The organism is Clostridium sp. OS1-26 (assembly GCF_030915445.1).
In the GTDB taxonomy this organism is placed as follows: domain Bacteria; phylum Bacillota; class Clostridia; order Clostridiales; family Clostridiaceae; genus Clostridium_AM.
Genome location: NZ_CP133264.1, coordinates 4,092,794 through 4,109,759 on the forward strand (window position 1 = coordinate 4,092,794; position 16,966 = coordinate 4,109,759).

The 16,966-nt window shown below is 29.8% G+C and carries 19 protein-coding genes, 1 tRNA gene, 1 other RNA gene and 1 riboswitch; of the genes, 15 read left to right on the forward strand and 6 right to left on the reverse strand.

Annotated elements, in window-relative coordinates:
- Window positions 1–83: 83 nt before the first annotated feature.
- Window positions 84–2,048 carry a transglycosylase domain-containing protein gene (locus tag RCG18_RS20230; protein ID WP_308037828.1) on the reverse strand — a complete coding sequence of 655 codons (1,965 nt, stop codon included), beginning with the start codon at window positions 2,046–2,048 and terminating at the stop codon, window positions 84–86.
- 184 nt (window positions 2,049–2,232) lie between these two features.
- The gene (gene galU / locus RCG18_RS20235) at window positions 2,233–3,186 is read right to left on the reverse strand and encodes a UTP--glucose-1-phosphate uridylyltransferase GalU (RefSeq protein ID WP_308037829.1); all 954 of its coding nucleotides are present in this window, start codon (window positions 3,184–3,186) and stop codon (window positions 2,233–2,235) included.
- A gap of 391 nt (window positions 3,187–3,577) precedes the next feature.
- Between galU and RCG18_RS20240 the strand changes: the two genes are divergently transcribed.
- The 3 genes from RCG18_RS20240 to RCG18_RS20250 all read left to right on the forward strand — a co-directional run bounded on the left by RCG18_RS20240 (window position 3,578) and on the right by RCG18_RS20250 (window position 4,738).
- On the forward strand, window positions 3,578–3,700 hold the full coding sequence (locus RCG18_RS20240; RefSeq protein ID WP_308037830.1) for a hypothetical protein: 123 nt from the start codon (window positions 3,578–3,580) through the stop codon (window positions 3,698–3,700).
- A 164-nt stretch (window positions 3,701–3,864) separates the two neighbouring features.
- Window positions 3,865–4,131: a hypothetical protein gene (locus tag RCG18_RS20245; protein ID WP_308037831.1), complete on the forward strand. Its 267-nt coding sequence runs from the start codon at window positions 3,865–3,867 to the stop codon at window positions 4,129–4,131.
- A gap of 217 nt (window positions 4,132–4,348) precedes the next feature.
- Window positions 4,349–4,738: a VOC family protein gene (locus RCG18_RS20250; RefSeq protein WP_308037832.1), complete on the forward strand. Its 390-nt coding sequence runs from the start codon at window positions 4,349–4,351 to the stop codon at window positions 4,736–4,738.
- Window positions 4,739–4,864: 126 nt separating this feature from the next.
- Here RCG18_RS20250 and RCG18_RS20255 read toward each other — a convergent pair whose 3' ends face one another.
- A complete protein-coding gene (locus RCG18_RS20255; RefSeq protein ID WP_308037833.1) occupies window positions 4,865–5,281 on the reverse strand; it encodes a carboxymuconolactone decarboxylase family protein in 417 nt (138 codons plus the stop codon).
- A gap of 137 nt (window positions 5,282–5,418) precedes the next feature.
- On the opposite strand from RCG18_RS20255, the gene RCG18_RS20260 reads away from it, so the two are divergent.
- Window positions 5,419–5,868: an Lrp/AsnC family transcriptional regulator gene (locus RCG18_RS20260; protein WP_308037834.1), complete on the forward strand. Its 450-nt coding sequence runs from the start codon at window positions 5,419–5,421 to the stop codon at window positions 5,866–5,868.
- 189 nt (window positions 5,869–6,057) lie between these two features.
- A riboswitch (guanidine-I (ykkC/yxkD leader) is annotated at window positions 6,058–6,162 on the forward strand.
- A 95-nt stretch (window positions 6,163–6,257) separates the two neighbouring features.
- On the forward strand, window positions 6,258–6,578 hold the full coding sequence (gene sugE / locus RCG18_RS20265; protein ID WP_308037835.1) for a quaternary ammonium compound efflux SMR transporter SugE: 321 nt from the start codon (window positions 6,258–6,260) through the stop codon (window positions 6,576–6,578).
- A 230-nt stretch (window positions 6,579–6,808) separates the two neighbouring features.
- On the opposite strand, the gene RCG18_RS20270 is transcribed toward sugE, so the two are convergent.
- Window positions 6,809–7,639: a pentapeptide repeat-containing protein gene (locus tag RCG18_RS20270; protein ID WP_308037836.1), complete on the reverse strand. Its 831-nt coding sequence runs from the start codon at window positions 7,637–7,639 to the stop codon at window positions 6,809–6,811.
- A 329-nt stretch (window positions 7,640–7,968) separates the two neighbouring features.
- On the opposite strand from RCG18_RS20270, the gene RCG18_RS20275 reads away from it, so the two are divergent.
- From RCG18_RS20275 to RCG18_RS20300, 6 genes are all read left to right on the forward strand, one after another.
- Window positions 7,969–8,370: a hypothetical protein gene (locus RCG18_RS20275; RefSeq protein ID WP_308037837.1), complete on the forward strand. Its 402-nt coding sequence runs from the start codon at window positions 7,969–7,971 to the stop codon at window positions 8,368–8,370.
- Between the two features lie 107 nt (window positions 8,371–8,477).
- On the forward strand, window positions 8,478–9,182 hold the full coding sequence (locus RCG18_RS20280; RefSeq protein ID WP_308037838.1) for a tyrosine-protein phosphatase: 705 nt from the start codon (window positions 8,478–8,480) through the stop codon (window positions 9,180–9,182).
- An 83-nt stretch (window positions 9,183–9,265) separates the two neighbouring features.
- Window positions 9,266–9,571 carry a hypothetical protein gene (locus RCG18_RS20285; RefSeq protein ID WP_308037839.1) on the forward strand — a complete coding sequence of 102 codons (306 nt, stop codon included), beginning with the start codon at window positions 9,266–9,268 and terminating at the stop codon, window positions 9,569–9,571.
- A 75-nt stretch (window positions 9,572–9,646) separates the two neighbouring features.
- Window positions 9,647–10,120, forward strand: coding sequence for a hypothetical protein (locus RCG18_RS20290; RefSeq protein ID WP_308037840.1), 474 nt, complete (start codon window positions 9,647–9,649; stop codon window positions 10,118–10,120).
- 87 nt (window positions 10,121–10,207) lie between these two features.
- Window positions 10,208–10,906: an amino acid racemase gene (locus RCG18_RS20295; RefSeq protein WP_308037841.1), complete on the forward strand. Its 699-nt coding sequence runs from the start codon at window positions 10,208–10,210 to the stop codon at window positions 10,904–10,906.
- A gap of 172 nt (window positions 10,907–11,078) precedes the next feature.
- On the forward strand, window positions 11,079–11,537 hold the full coding sequence (locus RCG18_RS20300) for an NAD(P)-dependent oxidoreductase (protein WP_308037842.1): 459 nt from the start codon (window positions 11,079–11,081) through the stop codon (window positions 11,535–11,537).
- A 20-nt stretch (window positions 11,538–11,557) separates the two neighbouring features.
- Here RCG18_RS20300 and RCG18_RS20305 read toward each other — a convergent pair whose 3' ends face one another.
- A complete protein-coding gene (locus RCG18_RS20305; protein WP_308037843.1) occupies window positions 11,558–12,109 on the reverse strand; it encodes a manganese efflux pump in 552 nt (183 codons plus the stop codon).
- Window positions 12,110–12,446: 337 nt separating this feature from the next.
- Between RCG18_RS20305 and RCG18_RS20310 the strand changes: the two genes are divergently transcribed.
- The 4 genes from RCG18_RS20310 to RCG18_RS20325 all read left to right on the forward strand — a co-directional run bounded on the left by RCG18_RS20310 (window position 12,447) and on the right by RCG18_RS20325 (window position 16,164).
- Window positions 12,447–14,684, forward strand: coding sequence for an MASE3 domain-containing protein (locus RCG18_RS20310; protein ID WP_308042066.1), 2,238 nt, complete (start codon window positions 12,447–12,449; stop codon window positions 14,682–14,684).
- 255 nt (window positions 14,685–14,939) lie between these two features.
- Window positions 14,940–15,015, forward strand: a tRNA-Met gene (locus tag RCG18_RS20315).
- 301 nt (window positions 15,016–15,316) lie between these two features.
- A complete protein-coding gene (locus tag RCG18_RS20320; RefSeq protein ID WP_308037844.1) occupies window positions 15,317–15,649 on the forward strand; it encodes a patatin-like phospholipase family protein in 333 nt (110 codons plus the stop codon).
- The gene (locus tag RCG18_RS20325) at window positions 15,565–16,164 is read left to right on the forward strand and encodes a patatin family protein (protein ID WP_308037845.1); all 600 of its coding nucleotides are present in this window, start codon (window positions 15,565–15,567) and stop codon (window positions 16,162–16,164) included. Before RCG18_RS20320 ends, RCG18_RS20325 begins: the two co-directional genes overlap by 85 nt.
- A gap of 153 nt (window positions 16,165–16,317) precedes the next feature.
- Here the strand turns inward: RCG18_RS20325 and rnpB are convergent.
- An RNA gene (rnpB, locus tag RCG18_RS20330) (RNase P RNA component class A) lies at window positions 16,318–16,657 on the reverse strand.
- Window positions 16,658–16,966 lie beyond the last annotated feature (309 nt).

Consider the following 16,966-nt stretch of genomic DNA (forward strand, 5'->3'; position numbering starts at 1 on the left):
AACAATAGCATTTTCTAACTTCATCTGTTATATCCCGGTAATTGATGGAATAATAATTCTTTATTCCATTTTCTTTAGTAAACTTAGGGTGTACTAAAATCCTTATCTTGCAATCCTGCGTGTACTTGCTGCATATAATTATGCCATATTGTACCTGGATATGTTCCACCGTATAAATTATCTACATGTTTTGGTATATCATACCCAACCCATACTACTGTAGTATAGTAAGCAGAATAGCCACACAGCCAACCATCCTTTTGATCATTTGTTGTACCGGTCTTAGCAGCACTCGTAATGCCATCAAGTCTTACATTATATCCAGTACCCCAAGTATTTTCTAAAGTACCTTTCAAAATATCTGTCATTAAATAACTTGCATCAGCTGCATATATTCTTCTTTTTTCCATTTTATTTTCATAGATAGTTTTCCCTTGGTTATCTATAATACTACGTATACATGTGGGGTCAATAAATTCTCCATTCCTTGCAAGAGTTGAGTAGCCGGATGCCATTTCAATAGACGTTACTCCATAGGTTAAACCACCTAATGCAGCAGCCGGGATATAATCACTCTTAGTAATTTTGCTAAAATCCATACTTTTCATAAAGGATAAACCATAATCAGGGGTTATGTCATTAAATACTTGGTATGCTACACTATTTAATGACATTTGTACTGCTTTTCTTATATCTACGTCTCCCATATAAACATCACCGTCATTATGAGGTCCACCTTCTATATAATGGTCATTTATAATAGTTGTATCAGTATATCCTTTTTGAAAGGCAGGAGTGTACACTGCCAAAGGTTTAAAAGATGAACCTGGCTGTCTAAAGGATTGAAATGCTCTATTTAGATAATCCTTTTGATGACTTGTTCTACCGCCAACTATTGCTATAACACAACCAGTGTTATTATCTATTGAAACAGCTGAACCCTGTAATGTATATATTCCGTTATTCTGATCTGTAAAATCTAATAATCCATTATCTACGGAACTTTGTAAGAGTTGCTGTTTATTCATATCTATAGAAGTATAAATTTTATATCCATCCTTACGAATGTCATTTATACAACCATTATATACATTAGAATAGTCATTATAATAGTTAGTTCTATCTTGCTCCGTAGTAAAGGTATTTTTAAATTGAAATCCCTTTAGCTTCATAAGTATCTTTGCAGCACTATCAAGAGCATAGGATTCAACCCATACATTTCCTGTATATTTTTCTGGATTCAATACAATTTTATAGTTAATTGCTTTATTATACTGATCTTCTGTAATATAATTATTTTGCTTCATTGATGATAGAATAAGATCTCTACGTTTTAATGTAGCATTTGCATTTTTTATAGGGTCATAGTAAGTAGGGTCATTAGGTATCGCAGCCAAGAAACATATCTCAGACAAATCAAGTTTATTACAACTTTTGCTAAAATATCTTCTTGAGGCTGCTTCAATTCCATAAGTATTATTGGCAAAATTAATATTATTAATATAAAATTCTAAGATTTGTTCTTTAGTATATTTTTGATCTAATTTTATAGCAATAAATATTTCTTCTACTTTTCTTTTATAAGTTTTGTCAAAATTTAAAAATACATTCCTTGCTAGTTGCTGTGTGATTGTACTTCCACCCTGTGTAATTTTTCCATTATTTTTTATAATAGAATACAAAACCCTAAGATTTGCTTTTATACTAAAGGCACCATGCTTAAAATAATCTTTGTCTTCTATGGATACAAAAGCATTTTTCACAGCTTGAGGTATATTAGAATATGCTAAATATAGGGAATTTCTTGAACCGTATAAATTATTTATTATATTATTATTTGAATCATATAAATAAGTTGTTTGATTCCCATGAAAAGTATTATAGGATATAGAGCTTACCTTTTTTGTTGCATCATCATAAAGGGATATTACTGTAGGCAAATATTTAGCACAAAAGTATGCTACAACTACTAGAATTATAGAAAAAAACCAAAGTAGTATATGTTTTCTAACTTTATTCGATTTATTATTTCTGTGTTTTTTTGCCAATTGATTCACTTCCCTATAAACTATGTGTATGTTTTTTATTTTATAAATTCAATATACTTAAGAGGTTAGTACGATTAAGTTCAAATTGGGTATCTATAATATCTCCAGTAAACTTTGTGCATATACTTTATTTTGTAGCTACAACGTACTTGAAAAATCTGCTAGATTAATTAGAGTGTCATTATTATTTGAAAATTAAATTACTGACTCCAACTGTCTCTCTCGGTGCTAAGTTCTCTTTACAATAAAGTTCTTCTTTTATTTTGAAATTTTCTCTGTATTTAACATTAAAAAGATATGACGTTAGATCTTTTCTCAAGTCATCACGTTTCAAAGCATATTCTATATTAGCTTGTAAAAATCCAAGTTTATCGCCAACATCATATCTTTTTCCCTCAAAATAATAAGCATACACAGCTTCTTGTTTCGCTAATTGATTTAATGCATCAGTCAGTTGTATTTCGCCACCTTTGCCTGGTTTGGTTTTTTCAAGCATTTCAAATATACTAGGAGTTATTATATATCTTCCTAGAATAGCAATGTTTGATGGTGCCACCTCAATTCTTGGTTTTTCCACCATATTGTTAACCTTATAGACTCTATCCTCAACTCCTATACCTTTTACAATACCGTATTTGAATATTTCTGTCTTATTAACTGGCTGCACCCCTAAAATAGAAGTTTTATATTTGTCATAACAATCCATTAACTGTTTCAAACAAGGAACTTTACTATCAACTATATCGTCACCTAACATAACAGCAAAAGCTTCATTTTCTACAAAGCTTTTAGCGCGGCTTATAGCATGCCCCAGTCCTCTAGGTTCTTTTTGTCTTATATAATAAATGTCAACCATATTAGATATGTTCTGCACTAACTTAAGTAATTCTTCTTTATTACTATTTTCAAGCTCAGCTTCTAGTTCAACAGATTTGTCAAAGTGATCTTCTATAGATCTTTTATTTCTACCTGTAATTATTAAAACCTCTTTAATGCCAGAAGCCACAGCTTCCTCAACTATATATTGAATAGTAGGTTTGTCGACTATAGGCAGCATTTCCTTAGGTTGAGATTTTGTTGCTGGCAAAAATCTTGTACCTAAACCTGCTGCAGGAATTATTGCTTTTTTTATGCTCATATTAATACAATCCTTTCTTTAACAATTCCTTGAATTTTATTTCAAATTATATAGTTGGACAGAGTTTCTGCCACTATATCTACCAAATCTTTGATTATTTGAAGGAGTAAAAGTATGCTATACGTAACTTTTACATATAGTTTTTACTTTATCTTTTGTTCTATTCTTGATTCTATAACTTATAATAATTTAGGTTTTTATTTTGCCCTAGCTTTATTAAACTTATAATTCACATTTAGCGCATAAAGATTATCTATTTATATTTGTAATAAACTGACAAAAGAAGATTTTAAATGATAGTTTTTATGTGAAGATTGGTTTTATTTGTGTATAATGCAAAGTAAAGACAATCTATATTGAAGGAGAGAATAAATTATGCAAGTAGTTGTTATTGAGTATAATCAAGAGTGGTCTTCAATGTATAATAAAGAAGATAAAAGAAATACTTGGAGACGAATTAATAGAAATTCATCATATTGTTCAAGCCTTTTGTCGTAGAGGAAGTCATAAGTAATATAAAATAATTTAAGTATATTCAATGGTAGATTTGGCGTTGTAGAAGACATTGAAAATACAATAGAAAAAATAAAAGATTAATGAGTAATCTTTTTATGAATCTTTATAATTATTAAAAGTAAATAATTTGTGAAAACATCATAGTCGAAGGGAGATTCTATTTTGAAAGTAGTATTTGATATTCTTACCTTAACTTGGTTGGTTTTTGGAACAGCTTTATTACTCATAGGACTAAAAAACTATAAATCACATAAAGAAAAATTTGATGTAAGATACTTTAGAGTTGGATTAGGAATAAGCTTTCTATTATTTGGTTTTCTAAGAATTTTTACAGGAACAACTCCATTTTGGGTGATAATAGTTGTTATATTAATTTTCATTATAATTAATATATTAATCTATATTAAAAATGAAAAGGATACTTCATAGTATCGTTATTTAAATTAATAACTGAAAAATGAGAACTAGTCATTTAAAGTGAAGTTACAAACGACGTTTTGGAATAATTAAATAATGAGTAAAAAATTGAAATTTTTATATAAGCTATCGATGAAACTATATGGGAAATGTGATACAATTTTTACTATAGTTGAGCTAAAATGGTTAAATGTTATACCTTGAAATTTAAGGTTAAGGATGTGTTAATATGAAAATCGAACATGTAGCTATATGGACTAAAGATATTGAAAAATTAAAGAAATTTTATGTAGATTATTTTGATGGTATTGCTGGAGATAAATATACTAATAGCAAAAAACAATTCGAATCATATTTTATTAAATTTGAATCTGGTGCTAGGCTTGAAATTATGCAGATGCCGACGATTCCGCAAAACTTAAATGATATTATTAATCAATATATAGGTTTAATTCATATTGCTATTTCTGTAGGAAGTGTTGAGAAGGTTAATGAACTTACTGACAGATTAAGAAATGCAGGTTACAAGGTAGTAGGTGAACCTCGTCATACTGGAGACGGCTATTACGAGAGTTGTGTTTTGGATCCAGATGGAAATCGAATAGAGATAACGGAATAATTTTGAAAACACCGTATTATTCAAACTGATATTTTCCCTTTAAGATAGAGAGGGGACAGTTTAACCTGAATTTTACGGTGTTTTACATCATAGTGAACTCATATTAGAGATTTTGTATAGTAAAATTTAAATTGGACAGCTTGGTTGCAAATCTAGTAATGCTCCGAATTTTTGAGAAGCTGTTATAAAGCATATCAAGGCTAAAAGTTCAGAAATTTCTTTGTCACTAAATTCATTCTTTAATAGGTTAAAATGTTTATCATCAATAATGTGGTTTTTAGAAACTATATCTGCTATTTTAGAAGCAATTAAAATTTTTGAATAAGTTATTTGATTAGATGGTTTACCTTTAGCCATGCAGTATTGACATCCATTATTAAAAGCAAGAACACGTCTTAGTTGTTCTTTAAATTCAGATGTAAATGTATTACTATTAAAAATACACTCCTCTAAAGAGGACCATTTTTCTAGTATATCTTTATTATGGCCTAATAATTGTTGAAATGGTGTAAGTCCTTCTTGGGAAAAAGTTATTTTTGTCATGGTATCTCTCCTTTATAAATATATTTTGTTAACAATTAATATTATACAAAGTGTAGCGTCGATATTGTATTGAATATAAAATGTAATATAATAATATGTGTATCATTTAAAATAATAATTGAGAGGATATATTACAAATGAAAATTGATGAAATTGATGTGTCAATTTTAGAAGAGTTACAAAAAAATAGCAGGTTATCTATAAGAGAGTTATCAAAACGTATAAATCTCTCAGCTCCATCTGTTGCTGAAAGAGTAAGAAGACTCGAAGATGATGGAATTATTGAAGGTTATACAATTAAAATAAATAAAAAGAAACTTGGATTATCTATTGATTGTATAATTAAGTTAACTATGAAAAATGGAGGGTATGAAAAATTTAAGATATTCATTAGTGAATATAAACGAAGTGAATGGTGTTACAGAATTGCTGGTGATGGATGTTTTTTAATTAAATTATCCGTTAAATCTCTAAATGAGATAGAAGAGTTTATAAATGAGATATCTGAATATGCAATAACAGAAACTATCATAGCATTTTCAGAAGTAACAATAAATAATAACATTGATAAATTCTTAGGAGAATAAGACAAGATTATATACTTATGGGGTTTCTAGCTAGTTTATCTATAAGTATATAATAAAATCGAAACAAGTACCTAAGTGTTCTATCTTTAATAAAAAGACTAATACATAACTATGATAGTATTACGAAAAAGATGTTGACAACCTTCATATATTTTGCTATCTTTACAGTAAGAAAACCGAATATATATTTAAAAAGTTTTATAGGGTTCCGCAGTTTGAAATTAATAACTGGTCTGGTCCAAGATAAAACGCACAGTTAAGCTGTGTTCACGGAAGGACAAAAGCCTGGGAGATATTTTAATATATTGTTCCAGGTTTTTTTATTTTTTGATTTTTAGTGAAAGGGGAATAATTAATTAGAACATTTAAAATTAGAAGGAGTGAAAATTATGCAATGGTTGTTTTTAATTATAGCAGGAGTTTTTGAGGTGGCTTGGGCTATCGGTTTAAAGTACTCATATGGATTTACAAAACTTGTACCAAGTGTGCTCACCATACTAGGGATGATAGCAAGTTTTTATTTTCTATCATTAGCCATGAAAAACATTCCATTAGGAACTGCATATGCAATTTGGACTGGAATAGGTACTGTTGGCACTGGAATTTTAGGAATAATATTATTCAATGAATCTATAAATCCAATTCGATTAATTTGTATTGGATTTATATTAATAGGAGCTATAGGATTGAAATTAGTGTCTTCCCATTAATTACCATGGAAAACTTACAAAGAAAGCAGTCAACCCTTTTGGTAGGAGTAGATGGCTGTGGAGATAATTAAGTGATATTGCTCCAATATTATTAAAATATAAATTAATGGAAGTTGTTATCAACTTCCATTAAAAATTTATAAATTCTCAACACTATATTAAAGCATATTTTACAAAACAAAGTAAATCATCACATTTGCAAAGTTTTTTATTCTTGAATAGATATTTAATTATTTTGACCAATATGTAGGTCTAGTCAGTGAAATCGGTAACCTTGTATTGAAGTCGCCCTTCGCCGTGTTGATCTGGGCTTGGGTAAGAAAAATACTATTTGTGAGATTTGCACCTCTGAGATCAGCATCTCTCAAATCAGCTCCAATAAGATCAGCTCCACTTAAATCCACTCCTCTAAGGTTAGCAGCAATAAGATATTTTCCTCTTAAGTCTGCACCTCTTAGATTAGTTTTTCTAAGATCTGCACCAATGAAGTCTAATTTTTTAGAGATAGTCTTTTGATGTTTTGAAGGAGTTTTATCTTTGCTGCAGGACTTAGATCTCACAAGCTCGCTTGTTTGCGAAAGTAGTGAGTTAACTTTGATTCTATGTGCTACCACATCAAGCGCTACGAGAGAGCTAGGGCTAAGATGAGTAAGACGTTCTGTCTCGCTGAGCATGGAGCTAATCTCATCTTTGATATTAAGGTCTGATTGTAGTGTAAATGCTTCTGCTAGATACCATAACATTTCATGGAGTTGTCTCATAATCAGAAAGACTTCAAACATCTCTTTTGCTGATTCTGGAGCTTGTCGCCAGTTATGTCCACCATAAGTAACTTGAGCGACCTTTTGTCCTGCTCCAAAGCAATCATAAGCAGTACAACCTTTAAGTCCCTTATTTCTAAGATTTTTGTGAACAGAACAGCGAAAATCCGATTGTAGGTTTATGCAAGGCTTGCCAGCATCTTTGTCCCTTGGGAAACCTTCAGAAGCTGAGAAGTATAAAGCAACACAGCACAAGCCGAAACACTTTTCACAATCAATTCTTAAATTACGGAGATCCATGTTAGGAAAAGATATTGAACCTTTTTGATTATCAGATAATTTTTTATCATCATTATCTTTATGTGTATATGTCATATTTATTCACCTCATATTTGAAAATAAAAAAAAATTCACTTTTAAATTATAGCATAGACACCACATTATTCAACTGCTAAAGAATACTTATATCGTAATTTAACTAACACAACAGATTAATTCAATTATGTAGCCTCTTTATTTGTATAAAAAAAGATTATATAATTAAGATATTGGTATAAAGTGTAAGTTTGTAGTTAAGAAAAAGAGGGAAATAAATGAGTTATTAATTAGTGTTAATATAAGGAGGAGTCATGAATAGGGGAGAGAGAATTTTAAAATCTATTTTATTTGTCATATTTAATATCATAGATATCTACTTTATATTAATATCCATTGCTATCTGGATTCCTCCAGATTATAGGCCTCAAAGGTATATAATAGAAAACCCAGTATTTATAGTACCTTATTTAGTCTTTCTATACATAGGTATAGCATTATCATTGGCTATACTAAAAAAGTATTTTCTCATATCACAAAATAATGTATTAATACCACTTACTGCTCCAGCTATATTTTTCATTCCTATTTTTATTATTGATGTTTCTCATCGCATGTCGATGCTGCTAGCTATTTTAGGCGGAAGTATTTTGATTTTAGGAATAGTAGTAACCACTATTAAAGATTTGATCAGAGTTTACAAATTTAATGATTAATACAATAGTAGAACACAGGCAGGCTATTTATATAAGGGAAGTGTCTCAATAGTAAGATATGACGAAGAAAGTATTATCAAAGAATTTACAGTAAAGGAAGTGAATATATGCGAAGATTTTTATTAAGCGGCACTCTTAATACGCGTGATTTAGGTGGGTATCCTATAGATTGCGGAAGAATAACCGCATATAAGGCATTTCTGCGTAGCGATGTGCCAATTCAAGTATCAGATGATGATATAGAGCTATTATTATCAAACAATATAACAACAATTGTTGACTTGAGGAGTGATGATGAGACTCAAAGTAAACCTTGTGCTTTGAAAAATCATAAAAATTTTGAATACTATCATTGCAAAATATATGGGGATGGATATTTACCTAAAAGTATTGAAGAGGTTCCTATTTCGTACTTTAAGATGGTAGACGAGCAAAAAACTATACTTAATACCATGAGAGTATTTGCAAAAGCTAAGGGTGGAGTTCTTTACCATTGCACAGCTGGGAAAGATAGAACAGGAGTAATTTCAGTATTGTTGCTGTTATTAGTTGGTGTTTCTAAAACAAATATTTTAGCTGATTATCAGATTTCACGAATATACTTAGATCCTATGCTACAACAGTTCTGTAAAAGCAATAAGAATGTTGATATAAATATTATCACTCCTAAAATAGAATATATGGAAAAATTTTTGGACATGTTTCAACAAAAATATAATTCAGTGGAAGAATATTTTTCTAAAATTGGTTTAAGTGCTAGTGAAATAATGCGATTAAAAAAGAAATTAATAGACTGTGTAATACAGGCATAATATTTACAATTCAGTACACAACTTTTTCTTATGAAGTGTCACAACTGTAAAACAAGTGAAAGTATATTGAGGGGGAATTTATTTTGTCAACTATCTTATTTTTTATAATAGCATTTGCAGTTTTTGCATGGGTTGTTTTAGATAGGTTGAGAGAAGATAAAGAATGGATTTCAATAATGGTCACAAGCGAAAATAATCGTTATAAACTAAATGAAAAATATGCTTATTTAAAAGCGAATAGAATAAGATGCAGAATAAAAAATATTGGTGAAAGGGGAATAGACCAAGCACTAGAAAGAGGTGTCTTTAACGTCAGAGCTGTGCAAAGAGTGAGTCTAGATGTGTACTATAAAGACATGGAAAAAGCAAATCAATTATTAAACAAATAGAATACCAATGATTTAATGTAAAGCACTAGTAAGGCACATCCCTATTATAAGACTACATTATAAAGGTGGATTTATATGAATATCAAGAAAAAAGGTCCATTTGTGTTACCAATAATTATTATACTGTTAAATTTAATTGAATTATTTTTATTTATTTATGTTAACAATGTAATTTACTCAGGAGTAATAAGATATAGCGTATGCTTTGGTAATATTTTTGTACTGATAACTTTTTTTATATCAAAAACCAATAAGAGGGCTAAGGACATCGCTTACCTCATTATAACTTTATTATTAATAATTATTATTCCAGCTTTACTTTGGTATAATAAACCTACATACACATATAATCAAGCAATAGAAAAAATAAAAAGCCAAAAATCTATTATTGTTATACCTACTAATGCTAAATCTCTTCAAGCGATTAATAGCCCCAATATATTCATTAATGAAATATATTTAATTAGAGTTAAAGAGACTGGTGTAGTAAAAACTTATGGATTTAACCCAATTGATGGTAATTATTATCTTTCTGAAAATATCAATTAATGTAATACTTATTACAAAAGTATAAAAAACAACAATTTTAGTGTTGTATAGTTAAATAAATTTACATTTTAAAAGGAGATAACTTAAATGAATGAAAAATTAATTGGAATCTTAGCTGGAATGGGCCCAAGATCAACAGCACCATTTGTTGATTTAGTTGTTGATGAATGTCAAATTCAATATGGAGCAAAATACGATGATGAGTTTCCAAAAATGATGATATATTCTTTACCTACTCCATTTTATATTGACCGTCCAATAGATCATGAACTTATGAAAAAAACTATAATTGAAGGATTACAAAAGCTTGAATCAATTGGTGTGAGTTTTATTGCGATGCCATGTAATTCAGCACATATATATTTTAAAGAATTGAAAGAATCAATTAATGTTCCTTTATTAAATATTGTAGAGGAGACTGTTAAAAAATTGCCTGTAGTTTCACAAAAGGTGACTCTATTTTCAACAAGCTCAACATTTGAATCTACAATTTATCAAAAAGGTATAATAAATAGTGGTCATGAATTTATTTTTAAAGATGAATGGCAAGTAAAATTAAATAATCTTATTCAAAACATAAAAATAGATAAAGAAAATACACAGAACATTGATAGTTGGAATGAACTTATTGAAGATGTAAAAAAGGAGTCTGTTGAAAGTATAGTGATAGCTTGTACTGATTTAAATGTAGTATTAGAAAAAGCACAGCCTTCAATTAATATTATTGACTCATCAAAATGTTTGGCTAAATCAGTTGTCGGTAAATATTTAGAATTGGACAAATAGAGTCATAGAGAGGTACCAATATTCCAAAATAGAAAGGAAGTAAGTATTTTAGCGAATTTAATAATTATAATATTATTACCCACTAAAGATTGCTTATGAAACCTAAAGTATATATAGTAAGAAAAATTTCCAGGGAAATACAAAATTATATCTCAGAATTTATAATTATGAAATGAATGAAAGTGATGAGATATTACCTAGAGAGGAAATAATAAAAAAATATAGTTATATAGATGGATTAATAACTGCAGGTACAAAAATAGATAAGGAATTTTTAGACGCAAAGCCTAATTTAAAGGTAGTAAGCAACATATCTGTAGGTTATGATAATTTTGTAATTAAGGATATGAAAGAAAGGAGAATTCTTGGCACTAATACTCCAGATGTTTTAAATGATACTGTGGCAGATTTAACTTTTGCTCTTATATTAGCTGTAGGTTTAGACGTATTTAAAAATGAGCCTATAGATAAAAATAATCCTCTTCTAAAAATGAATAATGTTATAACTTTACCTCATATAGGCTCTGGCACCCATGCCACAAGAAATGCTATGAGTATGATAGCTGCAGAAAACATGATTATGGCACTCATCGGTAAGATGCCTAAAAATTTAGTTAAGGAGTTAAAGTAGAATCATAAATAATTCTAAAGCTAAGCAAAAATATTCACCAAAGCAATTGATATAAACATTAAACCACCTATTAGATCTGCTTTTTTCTTTAGTATAAGTCCAAGTTTTCTGCCTATAAGGATTCCGGTAAAGGCTGTAATAAAAAAAGTTACTGCTAGTATTACTAGTACTTCGACAATGTTAACTTGGAAAAGGCCAAAACTTACTCCGGCAGCAAGTTCATCAAAGCTGACCAGCAGTGCCAGAATAGGGAAAAACTTATTGTTTAACTCTTTAGATTCATAATCCTCTTCTTTTCTTTCTTTAATATATTGAAAAATCATTCTTACTCCAATAAATATTAGCAGCCCAATGGCAAATAGACTGCTATATTCTGCTATATAACCTTTAAATTTTGAGCCTAAAAACCATCCCAAAGCTGCTACAGTTGTTTGCATAACGCAAAAGTACATGCCTATAGAAAAAGCGCTTTTCAATTTTTGTCTTTTTGTTAAAATCCCACCAGTAAAAGAAACTGTGAAACCGTCAATTGATAGACCAAGTGCTGCGAGAAATATTACAAAAATACTCATAAATTTCCCCTCCACTTATTTATTAATCTTGAGTAAATCTTTTATTAAAAAGCTTGTCCTGAAGTTTAGTTTATACTATTGAGAAAGGTTAGAAAATGTTACAATATATGATGAGAAACTTTGAATAACTAAGGAATAAATCAGATTATAAGTAGTAACTTTAAAAAATATATTCTATTAATCATGTAGGTATTTGAATGTATAAAAAGTAGTATTTATCTATTTTTTTACTAGTTTGAAAATAATATATTTTCAAACTAAGAGTTCCACTAAATGTATATTTATGATAGGATATACTATATAGTCTTTACAACCTGGGGGGGGGGATTCAAAATTGGTGTTAAGAGATATTATCAGTTTTAATTCAACAAACTCTATGAAATCTTTAATAATAAAGTCTTTAACAATTTTAACTGTATCCTTTTTAACTGCAATATTTATACATAATACAGTAGTAAAATATCTAAATGTATATTGTACGGTTTTAGAGTTAACCTGTGTATTTATAGCTTTATCAATATTCATATCTGTATGGTACCTATATAACCGCAACCCAGTAAGCTATAATGTACTAGGCTTTGGATTTTTGGCAGTTGCTATTTTTGATGTTTTACACATACTTTACTATTTAAATCTAGCTCATAATCAACACTTCGACATTTCTTCAAAATTCTGGGTACTTGGTAGAGCTACCGAATCTATAGTCTTATTTTTGTCCATGGGATTAGTCCGAATAAAGTTAAAAAAATTGATAAGTCTCTTTATTACAATGAGTATAGTTTTAGGCGTATCTTACCTTGTAGTCGTTTATAATAATTATTTACCTATACTATTAACTAATCACGGAGCTACACCTATAAAGATAATACTGGAGTATGGAATTATATGCATGTACATAATGAATTTATATTCAATAAAAGATAAGATAGAATATGAAGGCGTAATAACCTATAAGTATATTTTTATGTCGCTGTTTATGAGTATTTCCACTGAATTTTGTTTTACCCTATACACCACAGTAGATTCAATTTCATGGACTATTGGGCACATATTGAAAGTCATATCTTACTACTTTCTTTTTAAGGGGATTTTTATCAGTACAATACTTTATCCCTATGAACAACTGGAAACGGAACATAAAAATTTAGAGAAAACAACTAAAGAGTTAAAGCATACTAGTGAGACTTTAAAAGATTTATTTGATGCACTTCCGATAGCGGTAAAGGAATATGATCTCAATGGGAAAGTAAGATATGTTAATAAAAAATTTGAAGAATTATTTGCCTGCAACAGAGATGGGTTATATGGGATTACAAATGAAGAGTTTTTAAAAAAGTTTCCAAGTAAACTCCTTGAAAATAGAAAAGATACAAAAAATATAGTCAGAACTTATAAAAACCTAAAGGGTGACAATATTAAGCTTTCAATAAATTCTAAAAGAGTTAGAAATGGTGTATTGGTATTTTTTAGTGATACAAAGAAAGATCAAGAGCTTGAAAATTTACATATACAAACGGAAACAATACTTAAGTCTATAGACAATTGTATATTAATGTTTGATAAAAGTGGAAAGGTTGTTCTTTGTAATAAAGCCTTAGAGGAAGTACTGGAAACAAGTAGAGAAGATATTATTGGTATGAATATAAGTAGATTAAAGAAGTTGATAAAAGTTAATGTTATAGAACCTTCTGACTTGACCTTAAAAGATAACACAAAAAAGCGGCTTTATCATGTAGCATTATACTCTTTGAAAGGTAATAAAAAAGATATGCTGTTTGATTTAACTGCCATTAGAAATGTTGACGGAGATATAATTGGAAGCATAAGCATAGGCACCGATATAACGGAGTTTAAAAAAGAGCAGCAAAAACTAATACAGCAGGAAAAACTGGCATTGCTTGGACAAATGGGTGCAGAGATTGTTCACGAAACTAGAAATTTTCTTACAACAATTAAGGGTAGGAGTAAATTAATAAGTGACGTTACACAAAAACAGGAGGTTAAGAAACATGCTTTAAAGATAAATGAAGAAGTTGATGAAGTGAACAGAATTATTAGCGAATTCTTATTTCTTTCAAAGCCAAGAGAAACTGAATTGATGGAAGTTTCTATGATAGATATATTTCAATCTATAAAAAGTATGGTCAAGTCATCTTCACTTGTAAAAGGCATTGATGTTGATTTTCAGTTATCCAAAGAAGAGCGTTATGTTATGTGTGATGAAGCAGAATTGAAACAGGTTATATTAAATATCTGTAAAAATGCTGTAGATGCAATGACTGATAAAAGCAATGCAAAACTTAAAGTTGAAACTGGTTTTAAGGAATCAGAAAATGAAATGTCTATAAGAATAACTGATAATGGAGTAGGCATATCAGAAGAAAACTTAAAGAAAATAGGTACTCCATTTTTTACAACAAAAAGGAGCGGCACTGGTTTAGGACTGAATGTTTGCTATAAAATAATAAAGGAACATAAGGGAAGAATAGAAATAGAAAGTACCCTCGGAGAAGGAACAACTTTTTCTATTATACTGCCTTGTATAGATGATATAGACGATGAGGAATTGATATAAAATTTTTCGAGACTTTTCATTTAATGTGCTAAAAGAATTAAGATACGTCTTTTGAAATTAATGGATAAACTAAGCTGAGTGTATCATTTTATTAAATAATGAGCATACTAGAGAATAGATGAGCATCATTATGGAGCTTTGACGTGAGCATATAGTTAGTTACTTTTCTATATCGATGTTCATGATAAAATAGCACATGTCGCTTGAAGGAGCGGCAATCACAAAACAAAAATTTGTTCAATACAATTATAATATCGCGGGGTGGAGCAGCTGGTAGCTCGTTGGGCTCATAACCCAAAGGTCGTAGGTTCGAGTCCTGCCCCCGCAACCAAAATGTATTAGAAGCTTTTGAAGTGTCTACTTGTATGATACTATTTGAAAGCTGTATAAAGATAGAAACACTAAGCAAATGCTTGGTGTTTTTTTATTAAATGATCAGCCTATAGGGATATCTTTAATGGGTTAATAGTCTTCAGCTATAGGTTTTGATAAGGTTAATGAAGAAAAAATGGATTTCATCAATTTTGATGGAGAACTTATAAAATATGTACATACAATAAAAGTTGATTTTCTTATTATATTAGTGTTATTGTAGAACGTAGTGGAAAATACTAGAAGGGAGTGCAAGGATTATGAATAATATAGGTTTGGTACTTGAAGGGGGAGGTATGAGAGGGCTATATACTTGTGGTGTTCTAGAATATTTTATGGAGAATGATCTGTATTTTAATTATATTATAGGGGTTTCAGCTGGAGCCAGTAATGCAGCTTCATATATATCAAAACAAAAAGGAAGAAATATAAAAGTAAACACAGGGTTCCTAAAGAACTGGAGATATATGAGTTTTAGAAGTCTCATATTGAAGAAATCATTTTTGGTATGGACTTTATTTTTAAAGATATTCCTGATAAGTATGTTGAGTTTGATTATGAAACCTTTCATAATGCATCATGTAAATTTCTAGTAGGTGTAACTGATTGTAAAACCGGAAAACCGTTATATTTTAATAAGAATGATATTAAAAGTGAGGGATTTGATGTTTTAAGAGCCTCCTGTTCACTACCACTTATGTCACCAATAGTTAATTTGAAGGGATATGAGCTTTTGGATGGTGGTATATCAGATTCTATTCCAATTATCAAATCAATTAATGATGGTAATGATAAAAATATTATTATTTTAACTAGGAATAAGAGCTATAGAAAAAGTCCAATGAAATTTGCAAACTTAATAAAAATGAAATATAAGAAATATCCTCTATTAATAGAAACAATGATAAATAGACATAAGAAATATAATGATACCTTGGATTATATAGAAAGATTAGAAGAGGAAGGTAAGGTAGTAGTTATAAGAGCTTCTAAAGAAATAAAGGTTGATAGATTGGAAAGAAATCCAGTAAAACTTCAAGAACTATTCCAAAATGGATATGAAGATGCTCAAAATGCCTATAAGAGAATTATGGAGTTTATTCGATGAATAAAATTTAGAAAATTTGGTATTGATTATGAAAACACTAAGCAAGCGCTAAGTGTTTTTTATACCCTAACAGACTACTTCTGATATTTTTAAGGCCTTCTTTTCTTTCTAAATTCATCAAAAAAACACTTAGGTAAAACCTAGTGTTTTCAATATGCGACCAAGTCTATAAGCCGAGTTCTGTATTTGACAATCATCTATCTAGGCCTACTGTTACCAGTAAGCTCAAGCGATACTAGCGAGAAGTGGAACGGGCCGCCCCTTGATACTTCTCAATCTTGCTCCAGGTGGGGTTTACATAGCCGCAAAGTCGCCAATGCGCTGGTGAGCTCTTACCTCGCCTTTCCACCCTTACCGAAACTAGTTTCGGCGGTATATCTCTGTTGCACTTTCCTTCAGGTTACCCTGACTGGGTATTACCCAGCACCCTGCCCAATGGAGCTCGGACTTTCCTCTCCTGTGTTACCACAGCAGCGATTGCCTGACTTACTCACAGATATTATAATATCACAGTATATATAAAATTACAAACAGTGTTTAGTGGCAAGATTAGATAATACTAGCTATGTTGCTATTTAGGCATCTTGAAAAAAATAACTAGTCAGTATGTTAGTCTATTTTTCGTCATACTGCAACCGCAGAACCCTTAGATAGTGCTGACTATCTGCGGAACCTGCCTCCTTGTATGACACAAAATATCCGTCGCATCTTTGACTTGTTATTTTCTTTCAGATGCCTTATCTAAAATAACATATAGCAGATTACAACTTATGTATACTCACTATGTTAAATTGTTGTATTA

Excerpts from the sequence above, each read along its gene's own strand:
- RCG18_RS20260 (WP_308037834.1), top strand. The coding sequence starts at position 5,419 with ATGAAAATTGATGAAATTGATGTGTCAATTTTAGAAGAGTTACAAAAA.
- RCG18_RS20255 (WP_308037833.1), bottom strand. The coding sequence starts at position 5,281 with ATGACAAAAATAACTTTTTCCCAAGAAGGACTTACACCATTTCAACAA.
- RCG18_RS20300 (WP_308037842.1), top strand. The coding sequence starts at position 11,079 with ATGAATGAAAGTGATGAGATATTACCTAGAGAGGAAATAATAAAAAAA.
- RCG18_RS20275 (WP_308037837.1), top strand. The coding sequence starts at position 7,969 with ATGAATAGGGGAGAGAGAATTTTAAAATCTATTTTATTTGTCATATTT.
- RCG18_RS20250 (WP_308037832.1), top strand. The coding sequence starts at position 4,349 with ATGAAAATCGAACATGTAGCTATATGGACTAAAGATATTGAAAAATTA.
- RCG18_RS20320 (WP_308037844.1), top strand. The coding sequence starts at position 15,317 with ATGAATAATATAGGTTTGGTACTTGAAGGGGGAGGTATGAGAGGGCTA.
- RCG18_RS20295 (WP_308037841.1), top strand. The coding sequence starts at position 10,208 with ATGAATGAAAAATTAATTGGAATCTTAGCTGGAATGGGCCCAAGATCA.
- RCG18_RS20325 (WP_308037845.1), top strand. The coding sequence starts at position 15,565 with ATGGACTTTATTTTTAAAGATATTCCTGATAAGTATGTTGAGTTTGAT.
- sugE (WP_308037835.1), top strand. The coding sequence starts at position 6,258 with ATGCAATGGTTGTTTTTAATTATAGCAGGAGTTTTTGAGGTGGCTTGG.
- RCG18_RS20305 (WP_308037843.1), bottom strand. The coding sequence starts at position 12,109 with ATGAGTATTTTTGTAATATTTCTCGCAGCACTTGGTCTATCAATTGAC.
- galU (WP_308037829.1), bottom strand. The coding sequence starts at position 3,186 with ATGAGCATAAAAAAAGCAATAATTCCTGCAGCAGGTTTAGGTACAAGA.
- RCG18_RS20270 (WP_308037836.1), bottom strand. The coding sequence starts at position 7,639 with ATGGATCTCCGTAATTTAAGAATTGATTGTGAAAAGTGTTTCGGCTTG.
- RCG18_RS20280 (WP_308037838.1), top strand. The coding sequence starts at position 8,478 with ATGCGAAGATTTTTATTAAGCGGCACTCTTAATACGCGTGATTTAGGT.
- RCG18_RS20290 (WP_308037840.1), top strand. The coding sequence starts at position 9,647 with ATGAATATCAAGAAAAAAGGTCCATTTGTGTTACCAATAATTATTATA.